At 73.0% G+C, this 17,343-nt stretch carries 13 protein-coding genes; 12 read left to right on the plus strand and 1 reads right to left on the minus strand.

What is annotated here, in order from left to right:
• Positions 1-27 precede the first annotated feature (27 nt).
• Positions 28-462, plus strand: coding sequence for a DUF2000 domain-containing protein (locus tag K2224_RS18770; protein WP_221907672.1), 435 nt, complete (start codon positions 28-30; stop codon positions 460-462).
• Here K2224_RS18770 and K2224_RS18775 read toward each other — a convergent pair.
• A complete protein-coding gene (locus K2224_RS18775) occupies positions 437-1,312 on the minus strand; it encodes a DMT family transporter (RefSeq protein WP_221907673.1) in 876 nt (291 codons plus the stop codon). The genes K2224_RS18770 and K2224_RS18775 overlap by 26 nt on opposite strands.
• 359 nt (positions 1,313-1,671) lie before the next feature.
• On the opposite strand from K2224_RS18775, the gene K2224_RS18780 reads away from it, so the two are divergent.
• The 11 genes from K2224_RS18780 (at position 1,672) to K2224_RS18830 (ending at position 17,328) form a co-directional block, all read left to right on the plus strand.
• Entirely contained in the window at positions 1,672-2,127 is a 456-nt protein-coding gene (locus tag K2224_RS18780; protein ID WP_221907674.1) for a hypothetical protein, read from the plus strand.
• A 293-nt stretch (positions 2,128-2,420) separates the two neighbouring features.
• Positions 2,421-3,581 carry a PLP-dependent cysteine synthase family protein gene (locus K2224_RS18785; RefSeq protein WP_260692781.1) on the plus strand — a complete coding sequence of 387 codons (1,161 nt, stop codon included), beginning with the start codon at positions 2,421-2,423 and terminating at the stop codon, positions 3,579-3,581.
• An 8-nt stretch (positions 3,582-3,589) separates the two neighbouring features.
• Entirely contained in the window at positions 3,590-4,873 is a 1,284-nt protein-coding gene (locus tag K2224_RS18790; RefSeq protein ID WP_399018967.1) for an MFS transporter, read from the plus strand.
• Positions 4,874-5,036: 163 nt separating this feature from the next.
• Positions 5,037-7,544, plus strand: coding sequence for a DUF4118 domain-containing protein (locus K2224_RS18795; RefSeq protein ID WP_221907676.1), 2,508 nt, complete (start codon positions 5,037-5,039; stop codon positions 7,542-7,544).
• A gap of 202 nt (positions 7,545-7,746) precedes the next feature.
• Complete coding sequence (gene kdpF / locus K2224_RS18800; RefSeq protein ID WP_221907677.1) at positions 7,747-7,836, plus strand: K(+)-transporting ATPase subunit F; 90 nt, start codon at positions 7,747-7,749, stop codon at positions 7,834-7,836.
• A gap of 11 nt (positions 7,837-7,847) precedes the next feature.
• Positions 7,848-9,512, plus strand: coding sequence for a potassium-transporting ATPase subunit KdpA (kdpA, locus tag K2224_RS18805; RefSeq protein ID WP_221907678.1), 1,665 nt, complete (start codon positions 7,848-7,850; stop codon positions 9,510-9,512).
• The gene (gene kdpB, locus K2224_RS18810) at positions 9,512-11,641 is read left to right on the plus strand and encodes a potassium-transporting ATPase subunit KdpB (protein ID WP_221907679.1); all 2,130 of its coding nucleotides are present in this window, start codon (positions 9,512-9,514) and stop codon (positions 11,639-11,641) included. Before kdpA ends, kdpB begins: the two co-directional genes overlap by 1 nt.
• 28 nt (positions 11,642-11,669) lie before the next feature.
• Complete coding sequence (locus tag K2224_RS18815; protein ID WP_221907680.1) at positions 11,670-12,338, plus strand: potassium-transporting ATPase subunit C; 669 nt, start codon at positions 11,670-11,672, stop codon at positions 12,336-12,338.
• 160 nt (positions 12,339-12,498) lie between these two features.
• Positions 12,499-15,060 carry an ATP-binding protein gene (locus K2224_RS18820; protein WP_221907681.1) on the plus strand — a complete coding sequence of 854 codons (2,562 nt, stop codon included), beginning with the start codon at positions 12,499-12,501 and terminating at the stop codon, positions 15,058-15,060.
• A gap of 62 nt (positions 15,061-15,122) precedes the next feature.
• Positions 15,123-15,536 carry a DUF3592 domain-containing protein gene (locus K2224_RS18825; RefSeq protein WP_221907682.1) on the plus strand — a complete coding sequence of 138 codons (414 nt, stop codon included), beginning with the start codon at positions 15,123-15,125 and terminating at the stop codon, positions 15,534-15,536.
• Between the two features lie 223 nt (positions 15,537-15,759).
• Entirely contained in the window at positions 15,760-17,328 is a 1,569-nt protein-coding gene (locus K2224_RS18830) for a Na+/H+ antiporter (protein WP_221907683.1), read from the plus strand.
• Positions 17,329-17,343 lie beyond the last annotated feature (15 nt).

The following is a 17,343-nucleotide window of genomic DNA, read 5'->3' on the forward strand; positions in this document are numbered from 1 at the left end:
GGGCGGACCGTTCGGCAGCCTGGGGACATGAGCACACACGAGACCGCCCCCGTACGCTTCGACACCAAGATCGCCGTTCTGCTGCGCGCGGACCTGGATGCCTGGCAGCGGCTGAACGTGACCGCATTCCTGGTCAGCGGCCTGGGTACGGAGCTGCCGGAGGTGATCGGCGAGGCATATGCCGACGCCGACGGCACCGCCTACCTGCCGATGTTCCGTCAGCCCGTCCTGGTCTTCGAGGGAACGAAGGAGACGCTGGTCTCGGCACACCGCCGTGGGCTGGCCCGTGCCCTGCCGCAGTCGGTTTTCACCTCCGACCTCTTCGCCACCGGCAACGACCGGGACAACCGCGCCGCCGTGCGGGCCGTGCCGGGCGACCAGTTGGATCTGGTGGGACTGGCGGTGTACGGGCCGCGGAACGCGGTCGACAAGGTGCTCAAGGGTGCTCGGATGCACCCGTGAGCCGACTGGCGCCGGCCGAGGCCAGGGCCACCGCCGCGACGCCCGCCCACTGCGGCAGGGCGAGGTGCTGGCCCAGGAGCAGCAGGCCGAGGAGTGCGCCGACGGCCGGTTCCAGGCTGGTGAGGACGCCGAAGACGCCGGGCGGCAGGCGTCGCAGGGCTTCCAGTTGGACGGTGTAGGGCAGCACGGTCGACAGGACCGCGACCGCCGCGGCGAGGGCGAGGGTGCCCGGGTCGAGCAGCCGGGCGCCTGCCTGGGAGATGCCGTACGGGAGGCTGAGCAGCGCGCCCCAGCTGACCGCGAGGGCCAGACCGCGCCCGTCCGGGACGCGTTCCGCCAGGCGCTTGCCGACCAGGATGTATCCGCCCCAGCAGCAGCCCGCGAGCACGCCGAACAGCAGCCCGGCGGTGTCCGGTTGGAGTCCGGAGCGGCTGAGCAGGAGCACACCCGCCGCGGCGAGGGCGGCCCACAGCAGGTCGGCCGGCCGGCGCGGACCGATCAGCGCGATCGCGAACGGGCCGAGGAACTCCATGGTCGTCGCGACGCCCAGCGGCACCCGGTCCACCGCCTCGTAATAGCTGAGGTGGTGGACGGCGATCAGCGTGCCCGCGGCCAGGGCGAGCGTCCAGGTCGTGCGGTCCCCCCGTAGGCCCGGCCGCCACACGGCCAGCAGCACGGTCGCCGCGATCAGCAGCCGCAGCGTCACCATGCCCGCCGGTCCCACCAGGGGGTAGAGGCCGGTGGTCAGCGCGGCGCCGCCTTGCAGGCCCAGCACACCGGCGAGGACGAGGGCGGGCGCGGGTGCCTTGGCCAGGCCGAGGACGGTCGCGTGCAGGGCAGGCCCGGGCACGGTGTCTGGCGGGGAGATGGTTCCTCCCGAGTGTGGTGGCGCTTGGTGGCGCCGACCCTGCCATCCCACGATCACGCCCCACAAGGCCCGTCACGCCGTGGAATCCGTATCCGGAGACGCGCCCGAGGAACGCCAGCCAAGGCCCGACCCGGTGAGGTCAATGCCCCGCGCGCCCTGCGGTTCCCGCACCGCGGCCTGCCGACAACGGGCGCATGTTTGCCCTGTCTTTACGGGGATGGCAGCTCCTCACCACACCCCGGGCCGCTGCGAAGGCGCGGTCCGGCCGTTGTGTGGCCGGTTGTCACCAATTTGGCGTCCGGGCCGTACCCAGTCGTGGTCCCAGGCGTTACGCTCGCCGCATGGTCACGGCCCGGTCGCCCTTCGGTATGCGGCGGGCTCGCCTCTCGGCGGGCCCGGTGGGGCTGCTGTGCCTGTTCGCGGCGCTGCTCGCATTGGTGTTCAGCCATGGGCTGAGTGCGGAGAGCGGCGACGGTCAGCTGCCTGCCGCGGTCGCCGAAGCCGGTGCCGTTGTCCATCCTTCGGCCGCCGAGCCCGCCGTCTCCGCGGTGCCGACCGCCTCCGTGGCGGAGCCGGGTCAGCGGCACCATGAGCAGCCGGACGGCCATCCGTCGGGCGCGTGCCTGTCCGGGCAGCCTCCCCAGGGAGCGGCACTGCAGGCCCCCGACCAGTCTCCGCTGGACCGTTGCGCCGCCGCCTCATCACCCCTGCCGCACACTTCCGTTGACGCATCGGGTGCGCACGCCACGCGGTCGGCACAGACATCCGTGACACGCTCCTCGGTGCTGCTGATCTAGAACGGGCGCACCACACGAAACCGGTAGGTACCCCGCCCTCGACGGCACGTCCGTGCCGCGCGGGGTGACGTGACGCTGCCCTGAGCAGCGCGGCGCGCCCAGGCGTGCCCGGCCCCTTTCCCAGCCTGCCGGTGGAGCCTCCGGCGACCTGCGGGATGCCGGGCGACGTTCACCCGACCGGCCCTTCCGGCCGTCGAGCGGGACGAATGTCGCACCCCGCGGACCTGCCGCACCCCGGCGAACGTGTCGCCACGCCGATCAACATGACGCACTCCGACGAACGAGAAGACGCCATGACCTCTCTGCTCAGTACCAACGCTCCGCTCGGCCGCCCGTCCCTGCCCGGGCTGGTCGGCAACACCCCGCTGCTGTACGTCTCCGAGCCGCTCTGCCCGTCCGGCACCGGATTCTGGGCCAAGTTGGAGGGTTTCAACCCCGGCGGTATCAAGGACCGGCCGGCCCTGCACATGGTGGAACGGGCCAAGGCACGCGGTGAGCTGCGTCCCGGTGGCCGGATCATCGAGTCGACCAGCGGCACGCTGGGCCTGGGGCTCGCGCTGGCGGGGCTGGTGCACGGCCATCCCGTCACCGTGGTCACCGATCCGGGCCTGGAACCGTCGATGGCGCGGCTGTTGGCGGCGCACGGGGCCCGGGTGGACCTCGTCAGCGAGCCGCATCCGACGGGTGGTTGGCAGCAGGCCCGCCGTGACCGGGTCCGCGCCCTGCTCGCCGGAGACCCCGGTGCCTGGTGCCCCGACCAGTACCACAACCCCGACAACGTCGCCGCCTACACCCCGCTCGCCCTGGAACTCGCCGCCGGTCTCGGCCACATCGACGTACTGGTGTGCAGCGTCGGGACGGGCGGGCACTCCGCCGGACTGTCCGGAGTGCTCCGCAGTCTCTACCCGGCGCTGAAGGTGGTCGGTGTCGACACCGTGGGTTCGACCATCTTCGGCCAGCCGGCCCGCCCTCGGCTGATGCGCGGCCTGGGATCGAGCATCTTCCCCCGCAACGTCGCCTACGACCGCTTCGACGAGGTCCACTGGGTGGCGCCGGCCGAGGCCGTGTGGACCTGCCGGCGCCTGGCCGCCTCGCACTACGCCACCGGCGGGTGGAGCGTGGGAGCGGTCGCGCTGGCGGCGGGTTGGCTGGCCCGCACCAGCGGCCCGGGCACCCGGATCGTCGCGGTCTTCCCCGACGGGCCCCAACGCTATCTGCACACCGTCTACGACGACGAGTACTGCGCGGCGCACGGCCTTTCGGACGCTCCGCCGGCGGCCGGGCCGGAGGTGATCGGGCGACCGGACGAGAAGGAGGTCACCCGCTGGACCCGCTGCACCAGCGTCGTGGATCCGCTGTCGCTCCGGGTCGGCGCGGTGGACGCGAACGGCTCGGCCAGTTCGGCCAGTTCGGCCGGCGCTTGGAAAACCCCGGAAGGCGGTGCGGACCGGTGAAGGCGGTGATGCGCCAGGCACGCTCGTACGAGCGCAGCGTGCAGCTGCTGCTGCTCAACCAGTTCACCATCAACCTCGGCTTCTACATGCTGATGCCCTACCTGGCACAGCATCTGTCGGGGGCACTGGGCCTGGCCGGGTGGGCGGTCGGACTGGTGCTGGGCGTCCGCAACTTCAGTCAGCAGGGGATGTTCCTGCTCGGCGGGACCCTCGCCGACCGGCTGGGGTACAAGCCGCTGATCGTCGCCGGCTGCCTGCTGCGCACCGTGGGGTTCGCCGCGCTCGGGCTGGTGGATTCGGTGCCTGCGCTGCTCGCGGCGTCGGCGGCGACCGGTCTGGCCGGTGCGCTGTTCAACCCGGCCGTGCGGGCCTATCTGGCCGCCGACGCGGGTGAGCGCAGGGTCGAGGCGTTCGCGCTGTTCAACGTCTTCTACCAGGCCGGCATCCTGCTCGGCCCGTTGGTCGGCATGGTGCTCACCGGCGTGGACTTCACGGTGACCTGCCTGGTGTCCGCGGGCGTCTTCGCGGTGTTGAGCGCGGTGCAGATCCGGGCGCTGCCGGCCCGCCGGGGCGAGTCGGCCGGGCGTTCGTCCGGGGAGCGCGAGGGCGTGCTGCGCCAGTGGCGCGGGGTGCTGGCCAACCGTCCCTTCCTGCTGTTCTCCGGCGCCATGATCGGGTCCTATGTGCTGTCGTTCCAGATGTATCTGGCGTTGCCGCTGGAGGTCCGACGGCTGGGCGGGGAAGGGGAGTTCGGGACGGTGGCGGTGGCGCTGCTGTTCGCGGCTTCCGGACTGGGCACGCTCTTCGGCCAGACCCGGGTCACCGCCTGGTGCGCGGCCCGCCTCGCCCCGGGCCAGGCACTGGCCTGGGGGCTGACGGTGCTGGGCGCCGCGTTCGTCCCGCTGTTGGCGGCGAGTGCGGTGCCGGTGCCTGGCGGGGGGCCGGGGCGGTGGGCGCTGGCGGTCGGGCCGCCGGTGCTGACCGCGCTGCTGCTGGCGCTGGGCACGATGGTCACCTATCCGTTCGAGATGGACACCATCGTCCGGCTCTCCGGTGACCGGCTGGTCGCCACGCACTACGGGCTCTACAACACCCTGTGCGGGGTGGGCATCACGGTGGGGAACCTGCTGACCGGGGCGGCACTGGATGCCGCTCGGGCGGCCGGGCTGTCGGCCCTGCCCTGGCTCGTCCTGACGCTGCTGGGGCCGGCCTGCGGTGCGGCGCTGTACGGTCTGCACCGCACCGGCCGGATGGCCGCGCCCGGCGCGGCGGCGCGGCCCCTGCCGGCCTGACGGCGGCCGGGTCCGAGGCCACGAGGGGCGGGCCGGTGTCCCCCGCCCGCCCCGTTCGACCGTACGGGCCTGCGCCGCTTCCGCGCCGGCCGCCCCGGCGCGGACATCGGAGCACCATGGAAGGGCACAGACACGACGGAGGGGGGTGGTTGGGAGCCCGCCGGTGGAACGTGGACGGTTGCGGATCTTCCTCGGGGCCGCCCCCGGGGTCGGTAAGACGTACGCCATGCTCGCGGAGGGGCAGCGGCTGCGGGCGCTGGGGGCGGATGTGGTGGTGGGCCTGGTCGAGCCGCACGGGCGGCGGCCGACGGCGGCCATGGCCGAGGGCCTGGAGACCGTGCCCCGGCGGACGCTGCGACACCGCGGGGCACGGTTCACCGAGATGGACCTGGACGCGGTGCTGGCCCGCCGTCCGCAGGTGGCACTGGTCGACGAACTGGCCCATTCCAACGTCCCCGGCAGCCGCAACGCCAAGCGATGGCAGGACGTGGAGGAGCTGTTGGCCGCCGGTATCGACGTCGTCACCACGCTCAATGTGCAGCACCTGGAGTCGTTGAACGACGTGGTCCGGCAGATCACCGGGACGCGGCAGCGGGAGACCCTGCCCGACGAGGTGGCGCGCCGGGCGGACCAGATCGAGTTGGTCGATCTGCCGCCGGAGGTGCTGCGCCGTCGGATGGTGCACGGTGACATCTATCCGCCGGACCGCATCGAGTCCGCCCTCACCCACTACTTCCGGGTCGGCAATCTCACGGCGCTGCGGGAGATCGCCCTGTTGTGGCTCGCCGACCGGGTCGAGGAGGGGCTCCAGCGCTACCGCGCGGAACACGGGATCGTCGCCCCGTGGGAGACCCGGGAGCGCATCCTCGTCGGCCTCAGCGGCGGACCGGAGGGCGAGACGCTGATCCGGCGGGCGGCCCGGATCAGCGCGCGTACGCCGGGCACGGAATTGCTGGCGCTGCACGTGGTGCCGGAGGAGGGTCTGTCCCGCGTCGACCCGTCAGCGTTGGAAGCCCAGCGCACCCTGCTGGAGTCGCTCGGCGGCAGCTTCCACCAGAGCACAGGTGAGGACGTGGTCCAGGCACTGCTGCGGTTCGCCGAGGCGGAGGGCGTCACCCAGATCGTGTTGGGCGCGAGCCGGCACGGCCGGGTGGCATCGCTGCTGCGGGCCGGGGTGGGCGAGCGGACGATCAAGGGGTCGGGCCCCATCGACGTGCACATCGTCACGCATGAGGAGGCGGCGGGCTCGGCCGCGCTGCGGATGCCACGGCCGGGCCAGGGCATGGGGCCGCGGCGCATCGCTGCCGCCGTGGCCGGCACGGTGGTGGTGCTGCCCCTGCTGACGCTGCTGCTGACCGCGGGGCGCGGCCAGATGGGCATGGCCGGCGCCCTGGTGATCTATCTGCTGGCAGTCGTGGTGGTGGCTCTGGTGGGCGGGGTGCTGCCGGCGCTGGGCGCCGCGGTCGCGGCGGCGCTGCTCGCCGACTTCTACTTCACCGCCCCGCTGCACTCACTCGACATCGAGCGCTCCGACGAGCTGATCGCGCTGGTCGTCTTCGCCGCCACGGCCGTGTTGGTCGGCACCGCGGCGGGGGCGGCCGCCAGGCACACCCGGCAGGCTGCGCGGGCGACGTCGGAAGCCCGGACGCTGAGCCGGCTGGCGGCGGGCGTGCTGCGCGGCCAGGACCTTCCGGCGCTGGTGGAGCTGATCCGGGAGAACTTCGGGCTGACCGCTGTGAGCCTGCTCGAACGGGATCCGCGGGCGTCGCCGGTGCCGCGCTGGTACGTGGTCGCCAGCGCCGGCGAGCACCCGCCGGAGCGGCCGTACGAGGCTGACGTGGAGTGCCCGGTGGACGACTGCCGGACATTGGCCGCCCGTGGCTCGGGGCTCGGTTCGGAGGACCGGCGGCTGCTCGATGCGTGCGCCGCCGAGCTGGGGCTGGCGCACGCCCGGGGCGGCGCCGGGCCCGCCGCTCCCGGCGCCTCGCTCGCCGACGCCGAACGCACCCGGGCCGCGCTCCTGCTCGCCGCCGGCCACGATCTACGGGCGCCGCTGCGCACCGCCGAGGACGCGCTGGTGCGGCTGCGGCGGCACGGAAGGCCCGAGCGGTCCCCGGACGAGCGCCGGCTGCTGGAGACCGCACGGGCGGCCGTGCACCGCGCGGCCCAGCTCGTCACAGACCTCGACGATCTGAGCCGGCTGCACGCTGGGGCACTGGACCTCTCGCTCCGTCCGGTCGATCTGAACGAGGCACTGGGCGCGGCGCTGGACGACCTGGGGCCCGGTGGCCACTCGATCGTGCTGCGGCTGCCGGCGTATCTGCCCGATGTGATCGCCGACGCCGCACTGCTCACCCGTGCGCTGACCGCCCTGGGGGCGGATGCGCTGCGCCACAGTCCGCCGGACCGACCGCCGGTGGTCACCGCGGAGGCCCGCGACGGCCGGGTGGCGATCCGGGTGGCGGACGGGTCCGGAGGTGGTCCGGCGACGGGGCGAGCCGGTTCCCGGGCGGACAGTCTGGCGCTACGGCTCTCGCGTGATCTGGCCGAGGCGATGGACGGGTCGCTGCGGACATCGGGCCGAGGGGCGGGGTTCGCGGTGACGCTCACCCTGCCCAGCTCCGCGCCCGGTCATAACCGGCGCGGCATGCGGCCGTCACGTCAGATCTGATATAGCGTCTGAAAATCACAGGAATCCGTTGGACGTGAGCAAACGCGTAGAAACTCGCACATACCCAGATGACCGGGCGGGACGGGGCTTCCGCCCCTGATGATCTGCGAGGTGCCACACGCATGTCGGACGTTGCCTATGTCGGCCTGACGGCCGCGGTGTTCGCCCTGATCGGCCTGGCGGCCAAGGGGGTGGGGCGCCGGTGAACGCGGAGAACATCATCGGCCTGATCGTCGCCGCCGGCCTGGTGATCTACCTCGTCCTGTGCCTGATCTTTCCGGAGAAGTTCTAGGGAGGGCCCGCATGGGCGACGCCGCCGCCGGCTGGCTCCAAGTCACCGTGCTGGTGGTGGCACTGGCGCTCTCGCACCGTCCGCTGGGCGACTGTCTGGCGCACGTCCTGACCACCGGGCGGCACTGGCGGGTGGAGCGCCTGGTCTACCGGGCGGGCGGGGTGAACGGGGACACCGACCAGCGGTGGCCGGTCTATCTGCGCAGTCTGCTGGCCTTCTCCGTGGTGTCGGTGCTGTTCCTCTACGCGTTCCTGCGCCTGCAGGACCGTCTGCTGCTCTCGCTGGGCCGGAAGCCGGTGCCGGCGGACCTGGCGTTCAACACAGCGGCGTCGTTCGTCACCAACACCAACTGGCAGGCGTACTCCGGCGAGTCGACGATGGGGCACCTGGTCCAGATGACGGGACTGGCGGTGCAGAACTTCGTCTCCGCGGCGGTGGGGATCGCCGTGGTCGCCGCGCTGATCCGCGGCTTCACCCGCGAACGCACCGACCGTGTGGGGAACTTCTGGGTGGACCTGACCCGGATCGTGCTGCGGGTGCTGCTGCCGGTCGCCTTCGTCTTCGCTGTGGTGCTGGTGGCGGCCGGCGTCATCCAGAACCTCCACGGCGACCAGGCGCTGACCACCCTGGCCGGCGGCCACCAGAGCCTGCCCGGCGGACCGGTCGCCTCCCAGGAGGCGATCAAGGAGCTGGGCACCAACGGCGGCGGCTTCTTCGGCGCCAACTCCGCGCACCCGTTCGAGAATCCCAGCGGACTGACCAACCTGATCGAGATCTATCTGATGCTGGTGATCCCGTTCTCGCTGCCGCGGACCTTCGGCGCGATGGTCGGCGACCGTCGCCAGGGCTATGCGCTGGTCGCCGTCATGGCGGTGCTGTGGGCCGCCTCGGTCGCCCTGGTGACCGCCAACGAGCTGTACCGCGTGAGCAGTCCGGCCGGCGGTGCGGCCGGCGCGATGACGGAGGGCAAGGAGACCCGGTTCGGGATCTGGGCCTCGGCGCTGTTCGCGGTCTCCACCACCCTCACGTCCTGCGGAGCCACCAACTCGGCCCATGACTCCTACACTCCGGGCGGCGGCGGGATGACGATCTTCAACATGATGCTGGGGGAGATCGCGCCCGGCGGCACCGGCTCCGGGCTCTACGGCATCCTGATCCTGGCGCTGGTCGCGGTGTTCGTCGCCGGGCTGATGGTCGGCCGGACGCCGGAGTACCTGGGCAAGAAACTGCGCGGCCGGGAGATGCGGTTCGCCTCGCTGTACATCCTGACCACGCCCGCGCTGGTCCTCGTCGGTGCGGGACTGGCGATGGCGTTCCCCGGCGAGCGCGCGGCGATGCTCAATCCGGGCCCGCACGGCTTCTCGGAGGTGCTGTACGCGCTGACGTCGGCGGCCAACAACAACGGGTCGGCGTTCGCCGGGCTGAGCGCCGACACCGTCTGGTACAACACGGTCCTCGGTGTGGTGATGCTGCTGGGCCGCTTCCTGCCGATGGTGTTCGTGCTGGCGCTGGCCGGCTCGCTCGCCGGACAGCGGCCGGTGCCGGTCACCGCGGGCACCCTGCCCACCCACCGACCGCAGTTCATCGGCCTGTTGACCGGCGTGGTCCTCGTCGTCGTCGGTCTGACGTACTTCCCGGCGCTGGCACTGGGCCCGCTCGCGGAGGGGCTGCGCTGATGTCCTCGACCGCCGCTCCGTCCGCCGTGCCGCCGGACTCCGGCCGCCCGCCGGAGCGGGTCCCGGGCGGGCTGCTGGATTCCCGGCAGGTGCTGCGCGCGCTCCCCGACGCGCTGCGGAAGCTGGATCCGCGGCGGATGTTCCACAGCCCGGTGATGTTCGTGGTCGAGGTCGGTGCGGCGCTGACGACGCTGTCGGCGATCCGGACGCCCGGCCTCTTCGCCTGGGTGATCACCGTCTGGCTGTGGCTGACCGTGGTGTTCGCCAACCTCGCCGAGGCGGTGGCGGAGGGCCGCGGCAAGGCGCAGGCGGCCACGTTGCGCCGCACCAGGACCACCACCACGGCGCGCCGGCTCACCGACTGGCGGCCCGGCGCCACCGACCTCGTCGAGGCCGAAGTACCGTGCACCGCCCTGCGGTTGGGCGACCATGTGATCGTCGAAGCCGGCCAGCCCATCCCGGGCGACGGCGACGTCGTCGAGGGCATCGCGAGCGTCGACGAGTCGGCCGTCACCGGGGAGTCGGCGCCGGTGATCCGGGAGTCCGGCGGCGACCGGTCGGCCGTCACCGGCGGCACGAAGGTGCTCTCGGACCGGATCGTGGTCCGGATCACCGCCCGGCCCGGGGAGACCTTCATCGACCGGATGATCGCCCTCGTCGAGGGGGCGGCCCGGCAGCGGACGCCGAACGAGATCGCGCTGAACGTCCTGCTCGCGTCGCTGACGATCGTCTTCCTGGTCGCGGTGGTGACGCTCCAGCCGTTCGCCGTCTACGCCGGCGCCGAACAGCCCCTGGTCATCCTCGTCGCGCTGGTCGTGGCGCTGATCCCCACCACGATCGGCGCACTGCTGCCCGCCATCGGCATCGCCGGCATGGACCGGCTGGTGCAGCGCAACGTGCTGGCGATGTCGGGACGCGCGGTGGAGGCCGCGGGCGACGTCAACACCCTGCTGCTGGACAAGACCGGCACCATCACCCTCGGCAACCGGCAGGCCGCCGCGTTCCTGCCGGTGCCGGGGGTGGGCGTGGACGAACTCGCCGACGCCGCCCAGCTGTCCTCACTCGCCGACGAGACCCCCGAAGGCCGGTCGATCGTCGTCCTCGCCAAGGAGCAGTACGCGCTGCGCGGCCGGGAGGAGGGCGAGCTGGACGGGGCCGTGTTCGTGCCCTTCTCCGCGCAGAGCCGGATGAGCGGCGTCGACCTCGGAGCTCCGCCGGAGCGGCGCTCGCTGCGCAAGGGCGCGGCGACCGCGGTGATGCGCTGGGTCCGCGACAACGGCGGGCACCCCACCGCCGACGTCGGTCACGTCGTCGACGGCATCTCGGCGGGCGGCGGGACCCCGCTGGTCGTCGGCCAGGTGACCCGGAGCGGTGGGTCGCCGGACGCCAGGGTGCTGGGCGTCGTCCACCTCAAGGACGTCGTGAAGGAGGGCATGCGCGACCGGTTCGACCGGCTGCGCCGGATGGGCATCAGAACCGTCATGATCACCGGCGACAACCCGCTCACCGCCCATGCCATCGCGCAGGAGGCGGGCGTGGACGACTTCCTGGCCGAGGCCGCGCCCGAGGACAAGATGGCGCTGATCCGGCGCGAGCAGGAGGGCGGCAAGCTCGTCGCGATGACCGGGGACGGGACGAACGACGCCCCGGCGCTGGCCCAGGCCGACGTGGGCGTGGCGATGAACACCGGTACGTCGGCCGCCAAGGAGGCCGGCAACATGGTCGACCTCGACTCCAACCCGACCAAGCTCATCGAGATCGTCGAGATCGGCAAGCAACTCCTCATCACCCGCGGCGCATTGACCACCTTCTCCATCGCCAACGACGTCGCCAAGTACTTCGCGATCATCCCCGCGATGTTCGCCGGCGTCTATCCGGGCCTGGACCGGCTCAACATCATGCGGCTGCACAGCCCGGCCTCGGCGATCACCTCGGCCGTCGTCTTCAACGCGCTGATCATCGTCGCGCTGATCCCGCTCGCGCTGCGCGGTGTGCGCTACCGCCCGTCCTCCGCCGCCGAACTGCTGCGCCGCAACATCCGGCTCTACGGGCTCGGCGGGCTCGTCCTGCCGTTCCTCGGCATCAAACTGCTCGACCTCGTCATCCAGTTCCTCCCCGGCCTGCGCTGACGGGCCGGCGCCGAGAGGAGAGGGCACCATGGCGCGCCTCCCGCTTCCCGCCGTACTGCGCCGCCATCTGGCCGCGCTGCGGATGCTGCTGGTGTTCACCGCGGTCACCGGCATCGGCTATCCGCTGCTGGTCACCGGCATCGCCCAGGCCGGGCTCGCCGAGCGGGCCGACGGGTCCGTGGTGCGGATGCACGGCACCGCGGTGGCCTCCCGCCTGATCGGCCAGAACTTCGACCTCCCGCGGCGCGACCCGGGCGATCCGCACGAGGTCCCGCGCCCCGACCCGGCGTGGTTCCAGCCCCGCCCGTCCGCCGGCGGCTACGACGCCGACGCCTCCGGGGCCGGCAACCTCGGCCCCACCAATCCCCTGCTCACCGCGACCGTCCGGGCCCGCCGCGCCGCGGTCGCCGCCTTCGACGGCGTGCCGCCCGCGACCGTTCCCGCGGACGCCCTGACCGGCAGCGGCTCCGGCCTCGATCCGGCGATCTCCCCGGCGTACGCCTACCAGCAGGTCGGGCGGGTCGCGCGGGCCCGGCACCGCTCCCCCACGCTGGTCCGGCGCCTGGTCACCCGTCAGCTCCACGGCCGGGACCTGGGCTTCCTGGGCGAGCCGTACGTCGATGTGGTGGAGCTGAACCAGGCACTGGCCGACGCGGTCCGGGCGGGCGGCCCCGGGCTCAGGCACGCACCGGGCTGACGGACTCTGGGCGCTCCGAGCTGCCCGGATCAGGAAAACGTCAACATCCCCCCGTTCTGCCGCGGCCCGGCCGCGGTGGTGTGACCATGGCACCCAACCCATGTCCGCTCGGCCGCCCGAGGTCCCCTCGCCGAACCAGGCGCCGTGGGATCGTGGCGGAATGGCGAGGGAGGGGCTTTCGGTGGCGCCGAATGGGGTCGCGGCCGGGGCGCCGGACGCACGCCCGGGGAAGCTCAAGGTGTTCCTCGGCGCGGCGCCCGGCGTGGGCAAGACGTACCGGATGCTGGACGAGGGGCGCCGGCGACTGCGGCGCGGCACCGACGTGGTGGTGGCGTATGCCGAGTGCCACGGCCGGCGGCACACCGAGGAGCAGCTCGCCGGGCTGGAGGTCGTCCCGCGGCTGCACCGCTCCTACCGCGGTACGACCTTCACCGAGCTGGATCTGGACGCCGTCCTCGCCCGTCGCCCCGCGGTCGCCCTGGTCGACGAACTGCCGCACACCAACGTGCCCGGCGGCCGCAACGCCAAGCGCTGGCAGGACATCGACGAGCTGCTGGCCGCCGGCATCGACGTGGTCACCACCGTCAACGTCCAGCACCTGGAGTCGCTCAACGACGTGGTCGAGAAGATCACCGGAGTCCCGCAGCGGGAGACCGTGCCGGACGAGGTGGTCCGCCGCGCCGACCAGATCGAGCTGGTGGACATGCCCGCCGAGGCGCTGCGCCGACGTATGGCGCACGGCAACATCTACCAGCCCGAGAAGGTCGACGCCGCGCTCGCGCACTACTTCCGCATCGGGAATCTGACGGCCCTTCGGGAGCTGGCGCTCCTGTGGGTCGCGGGCCGGGTCGACGAGACCCTGCAGAGGTACCGGTCCGAACACGGCATCGGCACGGTCTGGGAGACCCGCGAACGCGTGGTGGTGGCGCTCACCGGCGGCCCGGAGGGCGAGACGCTGATCCGCCGCGCGGAGCGGATCGCGGGCCGGTCGTCGGGCGGCGACCTGCTGGCCGTCCACGTCGCCCGCAGCGACGGTCTCGCCTACGCCTCCCCCGCCGCGCTCGCCAAGCAGCGCGCCCTGGTGGAGAAGCTGGGCGGCAGCTACCACTCCGTCGTCGGCGACCATGTGCCCACCGCGCTGCTGGACTTCGCCCGCGCCGAGAACGCCACCCAGCTCGTCCTGGGCACCAGCCGCCGCAGCTGGCTGTCCCGGCTGGTGGCACCGCGCGGCATCGGGGAGGACACCGTCGAGCTGTCCGGCGACATCGACGTCCACATGGTCACCCACGAACGGGCCGGCCGCGGCCGCCGGTTGACGATGCCCGGCTGGCAGCTGCCGCACTCCCGACGCGTCGCGGGCCCGGTGGCCGGCCTCGTCCTCCCCTCCCTCCTGACCACCGTGCTCACCCACACCCGGGGCGCCCTCAACCTGACCAGCGAGGCGCTGCTCTTCCTGGTGACCGTCGTCGGCGTGGCCTGCTTCGGCGGCGTGGTCTCCGCGCTGCTCGCCTCGCTCACCGCGTCGCTGCTGCTCAACTACTACTTCATCCCGCCCAGCGGCGAGTTCACCATCACCGAGCCCAACAACGCGCTGGCGCTCGCCGTCTTCGCGCTGGTCGCGGGCACCGTCGCCGCCCTGGTGGACCGCTCCCTGCGGCTGTCCCGGCGGGCCGCCAGCGCCACCGCGGAGGCCGAGACGCTGTCGTCCATGGCCGGCACCATCCTCCGTGGCGAGCAGGGGGTCGCGGTGCTGCTGGAGCGCACCCGGGAGTCGTTCGGCATGACGTCCGCCGAGCTCGTCCCGCGTGCCGACCTCGACGCCGACGCCGACGAGGAGAGCGACGGCCTGGTGAAGGTGCCGGCCGGACCGGACCGCCTGCTCGTCCTCCGCGGCCGCCGGCTGCCCGCCTCCGAACACCGCGTACTGACCGCCTTCGCCGCCCATCTGGCCGCCGCCCTCGACCGCGCCCGACTGGTGGAGGCCGCCGCCGAGGTCGAACCCGTCAAGGCGGCGGACCGGCTGCGCACCGCGCTGCTGGCCGCGGTCAGCCACGACCTGCGGACACCGCTGGCCGGCGGACGCGCCGCGATCAGCTCCCTGCGCAGCGCGGACGTGGACTTCACCCCGGCCGAACGCGAGGAACTGCTGGCCACCGCCGAGGACTCGCTGATCCAGCTCAACCGACTGGTCGACAACCTCCTGGACATGAGCCGGCTCCGCGCCGGCGCGCTCGCCCTGAACCTCCAGCCCACCGCCTTCGCCGACGTCCTGCCGACGGCCCTGTCCACTCTGGCCGCGTCCCCGGTACGGATCGAGACCCAGGGCCTGACGGAGGTTTGCGACGTCCTCGCCGACCCGCCGCTCCTGGAACGGGTCATCGCCAACCTCGTCACCAATGCGGTGCGCCACTCCGACGCCGGGCAGCGGGTGCTGATCACCGCCAGTGCCCTGGGCCGACGGGTCGAGCTGCGGGTCGTCGACAAGGGCCCCGGGCTGCCGCCGGAGGACCGGGACCGGATCTTCGTGCCGTTCCAGCGGCTGGGCGACCGCGACAACACCAGCGGCCTGGGACTGGGCCTCGCGCTCTCCCGGGGCCTGGCCGAGGCGATGGGCGGCACCCTCGACCCCGAGGACACCCCGGGCGGCGGGCTGACCATGGTCCTCTCCCTGCCCGCCGCAGCGGCACAGAAGGCGCCGGTGGAAGCGGTGGAGCTCGGCTGATGCGCGCAGCCACGCAGCCACGCGAGACCGGGTGCGCGGCGCATCCGGAGGAAGGAGCGTCGATGGACACGGGGGCGGTGGCCGTGCTGGCGGGAATCGCCGCGTTCGGCGGCCTGCTCGGCGTGCTGGCCGGGCTGTTCGGGCTCCGGCAGGTGCGCCGGGTGCAGCGGACCGGGGTGGGCGTGGCGGCCCTGGTCAAGCAGCCCCCGGGCCGCACCTCCGACGGGTCGGGCCGACCGCGTCCGCTGCTCCAGTTCGTGACCGACGACGAGCGCGTGATGGAGATCGTCTGCCCCGTGGCACCGACCCGCCGGCGTCCGCTCACCGACGGCGACCGCGTGCTCCTCCGCTACGACCCCGCCGATCCACGGACCGTCGTCGTCCAGGGACGGGAACACCTGGGCCTGGAACGGGCCTTCATCGCCGGCGGTGCGGCCGTCCTACTGCTGTCGCTGACGCTGCTGACGGTCGCGTAGTCGCCCGTTCCGGGGCGGCGTATTCGGGGCGGCGGCCACCACGCACGACCGCACCCCCTCGTCCCTCCCCTGCGAAAGGTCCGGTCGTCATGTCCGAACGCGCCCGCAGGGCGTAGGAACCGTGGCAGTAACTCGCTAAAACCCGGTAGGTTTTCCAGCGGAGTGCCGGGAAGTCTGGTCGGCGACGGTTCAACAACAGCCGGAGCCATCGAGAGACGAGCGCGTGACCGACCTGACTGCCATTCTCCTCCTCGTGGTGTTCGCCACGTTGGTGGCCACCGGCGCCCGTCACTGGCGCATCCCCGCCCCTTCACTGCTGGTCGTCGGCGGGCTGCTGATCGGGCTGCTGCCCTGGCTCCGGGATGTCCAGGTGGCGCCCGAGGTGATCAGCGTGGTGGTGCTGCCTCCATTGCTGTACGCCTCCGCCGAGGAGATCCCCTGGCGCGAACTACGAGTGGTGTGGCGGCCGGTGACAGTGCTCGCCTTCGGTCTGGTGCTGGCCACCGCGGCCGCCGTCGGAGCCGTGGCATCCGCGGTCACCCCGCTCTCCCCCACCATGGCGTTCGTCCTGGGTGCCGTGCTGGCGAGCACCGACCCGGTCGCCGTGACGGCGCTCGGCCGCAAGATCGCGCTGCCGCCGCGGATACAGGTCCTGGTCCAGTCCGAGAGCCTGTTCAACGACGCCACCAGCCTGGTGCTCTTCAAGGTGGCGGTGGGCACCGCGGCAGCGGCCCATGCCGTCACCCTGCCGTCGGCCGGCCGCCAGTTCCTGGTCCTGGGCGGCGGTGGGGCGCTGGTCGGCGGCGCCGTCGCGGCCCTGGTGGCGCTGATCCGGCGGCGGACCGAGGACCCGATCCTGGAGACGGTGACCGCCCTCGTCACGCCCTACGCCTCGTACGTCCTGGCCGAGGATCTGCACGCCTCCGGGGTCACCGCGGTGGTGGTCGCCGGGGTGGTGCTCGGCAGCACCGGGCACCGGCTCACCAACGCCACCATCCGCCTCCAGGTCCACGCCGTCTACGGCACGGTGGTGTTCCTGCTGGAGAGCGTCGTCTTCGCGCTGATAGGGCTGGAACTCCCCGCACTGGTACGCCAGTTGAACGTGTCCGACCGAGCCTGGCCGCTGGGCGTGCTCGCGGTGGCCAGCACCGTGATCGCCGTGCGGCTGCTGGGGGTGCTGCCGCTCTCCGCCGTCATGCAGCGCCGACGCGGCAACGGCACGGTCACCTGGCGCATCCCGGCGGTGGTCTCCTGGGCCGGCACCCGCGGGGTGATGCCGCTGGCCGCCGCGCTGTCCATCCCGCTGGCCGCCGGTGACGGCAGCCCGCTGCCGCACCGCCCGCTGATCCTGGTGCTGACCACCGGCGTGGTCGTCTTCACCCTCGTCCTGCAGGGCTTCACCCTCGCGCCGGTCGTCCGCTGGTCCGGGATCGCGCTGGAGCCGGAGCACACCGCCCGCGAAGAGGCCCGCGCCCGCGCCGGACTGGCCACGGCCGGTCTGGCCTGCCTGGACGAGTTGGAGGCGGCCGAGGCGGCGCCCACCGCGCTGATCGACCAGCTGCGTCGCGGCCTGCTGGTCCGCCTGGACCAGGCCGACGCCGACCAGGACGACGACACCACGCCGTCCACCTGGGCCTCGGCCACCACCTACCGGGAGCTGCGTCGCACCGTGATAGCCGCCGAATCCAACCAGCTCCAACGGCTGTACGCGGACCACCACATAAGTGACACCACGCGGCGCCGGCTGCAACGCGGTCTGGACCTCGAAGAGGCCGGACTGGGCGAGGACTGACCGCCCGCGCGGTGG

Source organism: Streptomyces sp. BHT-5-2, assembly GCF_019774615.1.
Classification (GTDB): Bacteria; Actinomycetota; Actinomycetes; order Streptomycetales; family Streptomycetaceae; genus Streptomyces.

Coding starts and splice junctions, on each gene's coding strand:
- K2224_RS18770 (WP_221907672.1), top strand. CDS start 28: ATGAGCACACACGAGACCGCCCCCGTACGCTTCGACACCAAGATCGCC.
- K2224_RS18780 (WP_221907674.1), top strand. CDS start 1,672: ATGGTCACGGCCCGGTCGCCCTTCGGTATGCGGCGGGCTCGCCTCTCG.
- K2224_RS18785 (WP_260692781.1), top strand. CDS start 2,421: ATGACCTCTCTGCTCAGTACCAACGCTCCGCTCGGCCGCCCGTCCCTG.
- K2224_RS18790 (WP_399018967.1), top strand. CDS start 3,590: ATGCGCCAGGCACGCTCGTACGAGCGCAGCGTGCAGCTGCTGCTGCTC.
- kdpA (WP_221907678.1), top strand. CDS start 7,848: ATGGGCGACGCCGCCGCCGGCTGGCTCCAAGTCACCGTGCTGGTGGTG.
- kdpB (WP_221907679.1), top strand. CDS start 9,512: ATGTCCTCGACCGCCGCTCCGTCCGCCGTGCCGCCGGACTCCGGCCGC.
- K2224_RS18815 (WP_221907680.1), top strand. CDS start 11,670: ATGGCGCGCCTCCCGCTTCCCGCCGTACTGCGCCGCCATCTGGCCGCG.
- K2224_RS18820 (WP_221907681.1), top strand. CDS start 12,499: ATGGCGAGGGAGGGGCTTTCGGTGGCGCCGAATGGGGTCGCGGCCGGG.
- K2224_RS18825 (WP_221907682.1), top strand. CDS start 15,123: ATGGACACGGGGGCGGTGGCCGTGCTGGCGGGAATCGCCGCGTTCGGC.